Below are 8,399 nucleotides of genomic sequence, written 5' to 3'. Positions count from 1 at the left end.
CCGCCGAGGTGCGCATCGCCGGGCCGGCGCGGTCGCTCGCGCTCCTCGCGTGGGGTCGGCTGGGGCTCGGCGACGCCGGCATCGAGGTGCGCGGCGATCGCGACCTCGCGGCGGCGGTGCTCGCGGCGGGGCTCACGCCCTAGCGACACGGCGACGAAGATCGCCGAACGCGTGCCCTGGAGCGCGCGATGGGTGATGATGAGCGCGTGACCAGCACCGCAGCGCACGTCCCCGTCGGCCAGCCCCTCCACGGCGCCTCGTTCGGGCAGGCGGTGCAGCGCTTCTTCCAGGGCTACGTGAAGTTCTCCGGCCGCGCGAGCCGCAGCGAGTTCTGGTGGGCGATGCTGTTCACCACGCTCGTCGCGCTCGTCGCCTCGATCCCCTACTGGGTGGCGCTCGGCGGCATCATGGCGCGCGCTGCGGAGACGCAGGGGGCCGCGCTCGACGAGGCCGCGCTCGCCGAGGAGTTCGCGGGGCTCACGAGCGGGATGCTCCTCGGCATCGGGCTCCTCGCGCTCGTGTCGCTTGCCTTCCTCCTGCCGACCTACGCGGTCATGTGGCGGCGCCTCCAGGACGCGAACTTCCACGGCGCGTTCTCGCTGCTGAACCTCGTGGGCTTCGGCATCGTCCCGCTCGTCATGTGCTTCCTCCCCTCCAACCCGGCGGGCGCCCAGTACGACCCGGCGCGGCGCGCCGGCGGCGCGTACAGCACCGGCGGCGTGTACAGCGCCGGCGGCGCATACAGCGCCGGCTACGCGGGGCAGGCGGGCTACGACGCGGCCTGGTCGGCGCCCGCACCGGCTCCGCAGCCGTACAGCGCGCCCGCGAGCCAGCAGCCCTACGGCGGCCAGCCCTACAGTGGCCAGCCCTACGGGCAGTCGTACGGCGGCCAGTCGTACGGCGGCCAGTCCTACGGCGGCCAGCCGTACGGCGACCAGCCCTACGGCGACCGGCCCTACGGCGACCGGCCCTACGACGACCAGTCCTCGGGGAACGGGCCGAAGCAGCCCTGACGCGGGTCAGTCGGCGAGCTCGGCCGCCTCGGGCCGCTCGGTCGTCGAGCGGCCGGCCGGGCGGATGCGCAGGCTCGAGAGCAGGCCGACCACGAGCGCGGCCGCGGCGATCCACGCGGCGAGCGCCGTGCCATCCGTCATCGCCGCCCGCGCGGCGTCAGCGACGAACGCGGTCGAGGGATCGGCCGCGAGCGCCGCGATCGTGCCGCCCGAGCTCGCCCGCACCGACTCGACGAGCGGCGCGAGCGCCGGCGTGGTCGCGAGCGCGTCGGCGAGGCGATCCTCGGTGCCGTTCGCGAGGGTCGAGAAGAACGCGGTGCCGAGCACGGCGATGCCGAGCGCCGAGCCGGTCTGGCGCGCGGTGCTCTGGGTCGCCGAGCCCTGGCCGCTGCGCTCGACCGGCACGTCGGCGAGCACGACGCTCGTGAGCTGCGCCGTCGCGAGCCCGACGCCGACCCCGTAGACGAGGAGCGCCGACGACGTGAGCCACGCGGTCGAGTCGGGCCGGATGAGCAGCGCGAGCCCCGCGATCGCCGCGATCTCGAGCACGAGGCCCATGCGCACGACCACGATGGGCGAGAAGCGGCGCGCGAGCCCGGCGACCGCACCGCTCGCGAGGAACGAGCCGGCGGCGAGCGGCACGAGCGCGAGCCCCGACTCGAACGCGGTGAAGCCGAGCACGTTCTGGAACCACAGCGGCAGCGACAGGATGAGCCCGAACTCGCCGAAGCTCACGATGAGCGCGGTGACGTTGCCGTTCGCGAACGACGGGATGCGGAACAGCGACAGGTCGAGGATCACGCCCTTGCCCGCCCTGCCGCGCGCGAGCTCGGCGAGGACGAACGCCGCGAGCGCGACGACCGCGACCGCGAAGGCGACCGGCACGGGCGAGAGCGGCCCGACCGTGAAGGGCGCCGCGTCCTCCGCGAGCCACCAGCCGTAGCTGCGCCCCTCGATGAGGCCGAACACGAGCGCGCCGAAGCCGACGATCGACAGGGCCGCGCCGACCAGGTCGAGCCGGCCGTGCGCATCCGTCGCCCGCTCCTTCGACTCGGCGACGAACAGCAGCAGCCCAGCGACGATGAGCACGCCCACCGGCACGTTGATGCCGAACGCCCAGCGCCAGCTCGCGTGCTCGATGAGCCAGCCGCCGACGAGCGGGCCGATCGCCGCCATGCCGCCGATCGTCGAGCCCCACACGGCGAACGCGATGCCGCGCTCGCGGCCGTGGAAGCTCGCGTTGAGCAGCGCGAGCGATGTGGGCAGGATCATCGAGCCGCCGAGGCCCTGCAGCGCGCGGCCGGCGATGAGCAGGGCGCCGGTGTCGGCGACGGCGCACAGCACGCTCGCGGCGACGAAGACCACGACGCCGATGAGGTTGATGCGGCGGCGGCCGACGCGGTCGGCGAGCCGCCCCCACGTCAGCAGGAGCGCCGCGAAGACGAGCGTGTAGATCTCCTGCACCCATTGGATCTCGGTGCTCGAGATGCCGAGGTCGTCGACGATCGCGGGGATCGCGACCGAGACGATCGTCGAGTCCATGATGATGAGCGCGACGCCGAGGCTGATGGCGACGAGCCCCCACCAGCGGTAGCGCACGGACCGCTCGGGCGCAGCCGCGTCGGGGCTGGTGCTCACGAGCGCTCCTGAGCGGGAGGGGCGTCGAGGAGCGCGGCGACCCGCTCGGCGGTGCCCCACGAGAGCGTCATGCCCGAGCCGCCGTGCCCGTAGGCCGCGACGATCGGCAGCGCCCGGCCCGGCACCGGCTCGACGCGCAGCGTCGGGCGCCAGGGCCGCAGCCCGACCGCGCGTGAGAGGATCCGCCGACCCGCCACGACCGGCACGAGCCGGGCGCAGCGCTCGAGGATCCCGGCCTCGATCGCCGGGTCGGGCTCGAGCGACGTCGCGCCCACCTCGTGCGTGCCGCCGAGCACGAGGCAGTCGCGGCGCGGCAGCAGGTAGGTGATCGCATCGCCCTCGTCGTCGTCGATCACGAACTCCTCGACTCCGGGGTTCTCGATGCGCACGACCTGCCCGCGGATCGGCACGACCGTCGTGTCGTCGCCGAGCAGCGCGCCCGACCGCACCCCGGCGGCGACGACCGCGGCGTCGAAGCCGCCCGCGAGCGCATCCGGGTCGTGGATCGCCCGCCGCTCGAAGCGCACCCCGAGCGCCGCGCACCGATCGCGCAGCCACGGCAGGTAGAGCGACATCGTCGCGAGCGGCACCGTCGTGCGCATGCCGGTCGCGCCCGGGGGCAGGGCGGATGCGTCGGCCTCGGTCGCGTGCGCCCACGCCGTCCACGAGCGGTCGGGCTCCGCCGAGCGCTCGATGATGACGCCCGAGCGGAGGTCGACGCCGGCCTCGGGATGGTCGCCGGCGATCGCGGTGCAGCGCGCGAGCGTCGAGGCGAGCATCGCGTCGACGGCCGCAGAGCGCTCGGCGGCGTACGGGAACCAGATGGCGCCCGCGACCGCCGAGGTGGTGTCGAGCGGGTCGAGCTCGGCGAGCACCGTCACGTCGTGGCCCGCCGCCGCGAGCTCGTGCGCCGTCGACAGCCCGATGACGCCCGCGCCGACGACGGCGATCCGCTGCCCGCTCACGCGATCTTCGGCCCGGCCTCGGCCTCGTGCAGCGGCACCTCGACGAGCGGGTCGCCCCGGTCGATGAAGAGGGACGCGCCGGGCACGGTCGCGGCGCGCAGCCGCTCCATCGCCGCGGCCTCGAGCTCGGGGTGGCGGCCGTCGAGCGCGCCGACGCGGATGGCGACGACAAGGTCGAAGGGCGCCTCGCCCGCCTTGAGGCGGAAGCCCTCGGCGGTGACGACCCGGAACTTCAGGTTGCCGGCGTCGGACTGCCGCTCGGCCGCCTGCACGGCCATCATCGAGCGGTCGACGCCGAGCACGAAGCCCTCGGGACCGACGCGCTCGGCGATCGCCCGGGCGAGCGCGCCCGGGCCGCAGCCGAGCTCGAGCACCCGCATGCCGGGGCGCAGCGGCAGCGCGTCGAGGATCGCCGCGAGCCGCGAGGAGAGTTCGGCCATGTCGCCTCCTTTGTCAGGCGAGCATGATGGGCGCCGCGGGCGGGCGCAAGGGCGCATCCGCCCCGCGCCCGCCCGACCCGCTACATCGCCGGCGTCGGCACCTCGTCGACGGCCGCGACCGTGAGCTCGTCGCCCGCGACGTCGACGCGCACCCGGCCGCGCTCGAGCCCGCCCACGATGAGGTCGGCGACGCGGTCCTCGACCTCGCGCTGGATGAGCCGGCGCAGCGGGCGCGCGCCGTACTCGGGCTCGTACCCGTGCTCCGCGAGCCAGCCGAGCGCCGCATCCGTCACCTCGAGCGCGACGTCCTGGGCGGCGAGGCGGTCGCCGACGCGGTCGAGCAGCAGCGTGACGATCTCGCGCAGCTGCGCCGGCTCGAGCTTCTGGAACAGCACGATCTCGTCGATGCGGTTGATGAGCTCCGGCCGCATCTGCTCGCGCAGCTTCCCCATCACCTTCGCGCGCAGGTCGTCGGGCGAGCCCGTGCCGTCGCCGGCGGTGAACCCGATCGGGCCCGAGCGCGAGGCGAGGAACTCGCTGCCGAGGTTCGAGGTCATGATGACGACGGTGTTGCGGAAGTCGACCGTGCGCCCCTGGCCGTCGGTGAGGCGGCCGTCCTCGAGCACCTGCAGCAGCAGGTTGAAGATGTCGGGGTGCGCCTTCTCGATCTCGTCGAGCAGCACGACCGAGTACGGCTGGCGCCGCACCTTCTCCGTGAGCTGGCCGGCCTCGTCGTAGCCGACGTATCCGGGCGGGGCGCCGATGAGGCGGGCGACCGTGTGCCGCTCGCCGAACTCCGACATGTCGAAGCGCACGAGCGCGCTCTCCGAGCCGAACAGGCTCTCCGCGAGCGCCTTCGCGAGCTCCGTCTTGCCGACGCCCGTGGGGCCGAGGAACAGGAACGAGCCGATCGGCCGCGCCGCGTCGCCGAGCCCCGAGCGCGACCGGCGGACGGCCTTCGCGACCGCGCTCACCGCATCCGCCTGCCCCACGACCCGCTCGTGCAGCTCCTCCTCGAGGCGCGCGAGCCGCTGCCGGTCGCCCTCGGTGAGGCGCGACGCGGGGATGCCGGTCGCGCGCGAGACGACCTCGGCGATCTGCTGCTCGTCGACGACGCCGTCCTCGCCCGAGCCCGACTCGATCGACGCCTGGATCGCCGCGATGCGGTCGCGCAGGTGCGTCGCCTCCTCGAACTCCTCGGCCTCGACGGCCTGGCGCTTCTGCTCCTCGAGGTGCGCGCGCTCCTTCTCGAGCGCGTCGACGTCGACCTTCGCGCCGAGCCGCAGCCGCAGCCGCGCGCCGGCCTGGTCGATGAGGTCGATCGCCTTGTCGGGCAGGAACCGGTCGCTGATGTAGCGGTGCGAGAGCTCGACCGCGGCGCGGATCGCCTCGGGGGTGTAGGTGACGCGGTGGTGCTCGGCGTAGGCGGAGGCGAGCCCTTCGAGGATCCGCACGGCATCCTCGACGCTCGGCTCGGCGACGAGCACCGGCTGGAACCGGCGCGTGAGCGCCGCGTCCTTCTCGATGCGGCGGAACTCCGCGAGCGTCGTCGCGCCGATCATGTGCAGGTCGCCGCGGGCGAGGCGCGGCTTGAGGATGTTCGCCGCGTCCATCGCCCCCTCGTTGCCGCCCGCGCCGAGGATCGTGTGCAGCTCGTCGATGAAGACGATGAGCTCGTCCTTGCGCTCCGAGATCTCGTCCATCGCCTTCGTGATGCGCTCCTCGAAGTCGCCGCGGTAGCGCGTGCCGGCGACCATCGCGGTGAGGTCGAGCGCGACGACCCGCTTGCCCACGAGCGACTTCGGCACGGCGCCCTCGACGATCGCGCGGGCGAGCCCCTCGACGATCGCGGTCTTGCCGACGCCTGCCTCCCCGATGAGCACCGGGTTGTTCTTCGTGCGGCGCGAGAGGATCTCGATCGTCTGCTCGATCTCGTCGGCGCGGCCGATGACCGGGTCGAGCTCGCCGTTGCGCGCGCGCTCGGTGAGGTCGATGCCGAACTCGTCGAGCGTCGGCGTGGCCGAGTTCGGGTCGACCGCCTTCGACGGCTGCGCCTGCCGCTCGATCGCCGCGCGCTGCGCCTCGGCGGCGGCGCGCTGCAGCGCGTCGGGCGTGATGCCCGCCTCCTGCAGCAGCGCCCCGACGGCGCTGTCGCCGGCGACGATGAACGCGAAGAAGAGGTGCTCGGGGTCGATGTAGCTCGAGCCGTTCGCGCGCGCGATCTGGTAGGCGTCGCGCAGGGCGCGCTGTGCGGATGCGGTGAGTGACGGCGGGTTCGGCATCTCGCGATCGCCGTCGGCCGGCATGCGATCCTCGACCGTCGCGCGCAGCGCGTCCTCATCGGCGCCGGCGCCGCGGATCGCGGCGCTCACCTGCGGCAGCTCGAGCAGGGCGTGCAGCAGGTGCAGCGCGTCGACCTCGGGGTGCCGGTGGGCGCGCGCGTACTCGACCGCGCTCGCCATGACCGAGCTCATGCGCCGCGAGACGAGGCGCGAGAGGTCGATCGAGCGCTGCGCGGGCACGCGCTGTCCCTGCAGGATCCGAGCGATGAAGTCGTCGAAGGATCCGTCGCCGATGGGCCCGTAGATGGCCGCCATGTGCATCTCCCTGGAAGTCGTTCCGTCGAACTTGAGTCTGCTCGACTCAAGTTGGAGAACGCTGGGAGCGGGAGCGCATTCCCGCCGCGCGGGTCAGCTCACCGCCTTGGTGACGAGCGCCGCGATCTGCTCGCGCACCGCGGGGGTGTCGGCGATGACCGCGTACGACGTCGGCCACATGTCGCCGTCGTCGAGGTTGGCGTTCGTCTGGAACCCGAGCGTCGAGTAGCGCTCGTCGAACTTCGACGCCTGCTGGAAGAAGACGAGCACCTTGCCGTCGCGCGCGTAGGAGGGGAAGCCGTACCAGGTCTTCGGATCGAGGTCGGGTGCGACCTCCGAGACGACCTCGTGCACCATCTCGGCGAGGGTCTTGTCGGGCTCCGGCAGCGCCTCGATCGCCTCGATCACGTCCTGCCGGTCGCGCTCCTTCTTGTTGCCGCCCTTCGCCTGCCGCCGCAGCTCCGCGGTGCGCGCCTTGAGCGCGGCCCGCTCCTCCTTCGAGAGCGTCGCCTCGTCGTGCTCAGCCATGCCGTCCTCCCTGCTCGGTCGTCGCGCGTTCGCGCCCGGCCCCATCATGCTCCGAAGTGCGCGCTCCCGCTCCCCTCCTCCCGCGACGCGGGGACAGCGGGTGAGAGCGCTCTCATCCCGCCCTCCTCCTCGCCTCACCGCCGCTCGCGAGAGTGGAGCCATCGACGACGCCGCATGTGCGGCACGACAGCAGGAGGACCACCATGAACACCAAGTGGATCGCCATCGGCACCGCCGCCACGCTCGGCCTCGGCGCGATCGCCGCGAGCGCGGCGGGCGTCGCGAACGCGGTCGAGCTGCACGACGCGCAGGGCCGCGCGATCGACGCCGCGCAGCTGCGCGGCGACGTGCTCGAGCGCGGCACCGTGACCATCGCGAGCAGCGACGACCACGCGTCGATCGTCTCCGCCCCGACCGCGACGTCGGCGCCGACCGCCCAGTCGCCGTCCCCGGCATCGGCGCAGTCGGCGGCGTCGGCTCCGTCCGCGACCGCCGCTCCCGCGCCGGCAGCAACCCCCGCAGCGCCGGCCCCGCAGGCGACAGGCGACGTCGACCACTCGGGACCCAGCCCGGTCTCCGCGGCCACGCCCGCGTCGCCGGCCTCGCCGGCATCACCCGCGTCGCCCGCCTCCCCCGCGTCCGCCGCGAGCGCCGACTCCGACGACTGACGCGCATCCGCCCACCAGGGGAGCGCCCCGTCGACCGGCGGGGCGCTCCCGCACGACGGAATGCCGTCGGCGGCCGGCCCGTTCCACCTCGCATGCGCAAGCGGATCGGGTTCCTCTCCTTCGGCCACTACCGCGCGGTCGTCGGGTCGCGCGTGCCGACCGCCGGCGACTCGCTGAAGATGCACGTCGACCTCGCCGTCGCCGCCGAGGAAGCCGGCATGGACGGGGCGTGGGTGCGCGTGCACCACTTCGACCGGTCGCTCGCGACGCCCTACCCGCTCCTCGCCGCGATGGGCGCGCGCACCTCGACGCTCGAGCTCGGCACGGGCGTCGTCGACCTGCGCTACGAGCAGCCCGTCGCGATGACCGAGATCGCGAGCGCGACCGACCTGCTCACCGGCGGCCGGCTGCAGCTCGGCATCTCGCGCGGGTCGCCCGAGCCCGCGGTCGACGGGCAGGAGCAGTTCGGGCTCGGCATCGCGCCGGGCGAGAGCTGGTCGGCGGTCGCGCGCGAGCGCGCCGCCCGCTTCCGCCGCGCGCTGCGCGGCGA

8 protein-coding genes are annotated in these 8,399 nt (G+C 74.1%); 3 read left to right on the top strand and 5 right to left on the bottom strand.

Translation table 11 applies throughout. The annotated features are described in order from the left end of the window. Nucleotides 1–206: 206 nt before the first annotated feature. On the top strand, nucleotides 207–1,013 hold the full coding sequence (locus tag NWP09_RS09865; protein WP_258275340.1) for a DUF805 domain-containing protein: 807 nt from the start codon (nucleotides 207–209) through the stop codon (nucleotides 1,011–1,013). Nucleotides 1,014–1,019: 6 nt separating this feature from the next. Here the strand turns inward: NWP09_RS09865 and NWP09_RS09860 are convergent, their stop codons facing one another. The 5 genes from NWP09_RS09860 to NWP09_RS09840 all read right to left on the bottom strand — a co-directional run bounded on the left by NWP09_RS09860 (nucleotide 1,020) and on the right by NWP09_RS09840 (nucleotide 7,181). Beyond that, entirely contained in the window at nucleotides 1,020–2,651 is a 1,632-nt protein-coding gene (locus tag NWP09_RS09860; RefSeq protein ID WP_258275339.1) for an MFS transporter, read from the bottom strand. Beyond that, nucleotides 2,648–3,616: an FAD-dependent oxidoreductase gene (locus NWP09_RS09855; protein ID WP_258275338.1), complete on the bottom strand. Its 969-nt coding sequence runs from the start codon at nucleotides 3,614–3,616 to the stop codon at nucleotides 2,648–2,650. The genes NWP09_RS09860 and NWP09_RS09855 overlap by 4 nt, the downstream gene beginning before the upstream one ends. Next, nucleotides 3,613–4,056: a methyltransferase domain-containing protein gene (locus NWP09_RS09850; protein ID WP_258275337.1), complete on the bottom strand. Its 444-nt coding sequence runs from the start codon at nucleotides 4,054–4,056 to the stop codon at nucleotides 3,613–3,615. The genes NWP09_RS09855 and NWP09_RS09850 overlap by 4 nt, the downstream gene beginning before the upstream one ends. A gap of 80 nt (nucleotides 4,057–4,136) precedes the next feature. Then, nucleotides 4,137–6,653: an ATP-dependent Clp protease ATP-binding subunit gene (locus tag NWP09_RS09845; RefSeq protein ID WP_258275336.1), complete on the bottom strand. Its 2,517-nt coding sequence runs from the start codon at nucleotides 6,651–6,653 to the stop codon at nucleotides 4,137–4,139. Between the two features lie 93 nt (nucleotides 6,654–6,746). Further along, complete coding sequence (locus NWP09_RS09840; protein WP_258275335.1) at nucleotides 6,747–7,181, bottom strand: hypothetical protein; 435 nt, start codon at nucleotides 7,179–7,181, stop codon at nucleotides 6,747–6,749. 203 nt (nucleotides 7,182–7,384) lie between these two features. Here NWP09_RS09840 and NWP09_RS09835 point away from each other — a divergent pair, with 203 nt between their 5' ends. Together NWP09_RS09835 and NWP09_RS09830 are read left to right on the top strand one after the other, a co-directional pair. Then, on the top strand, nucleotides 7,385–7,849 hold the full coding sequence (locus NWP09_RS09835; RefSeq protein ID WP_258275334.1) for a hypothetical protein: 465 nt from the start codon (nucleotides 7,385–7,387) through the stop codon (nucleotides 7,847–7,849). A 92-nt stretch (nucleotides 7,850–7,941) separates the two neighbouring features. Next, on the top strand, nucleotides 7,942–8,399 hold a 458-nt coding region (locus NWP09_RS09830), incomplete at its 3' end, for an LLM class flavin-dependent oxidoreductase (RefSeq protein WP_258275333.1).

Source organism: Agrococcus sp. HG114 (assembly GCF_024723325.1).
Lineage (GTDB): Bacteria > Actinomycetota > Actinomycetes > Actinomycetales > Microbacteriaceae > Agrococcus.
Note: the sequence above shows the minus strand (reverse complement) of the source record. Positions and strands in the feature narration are given on the sequence as shown.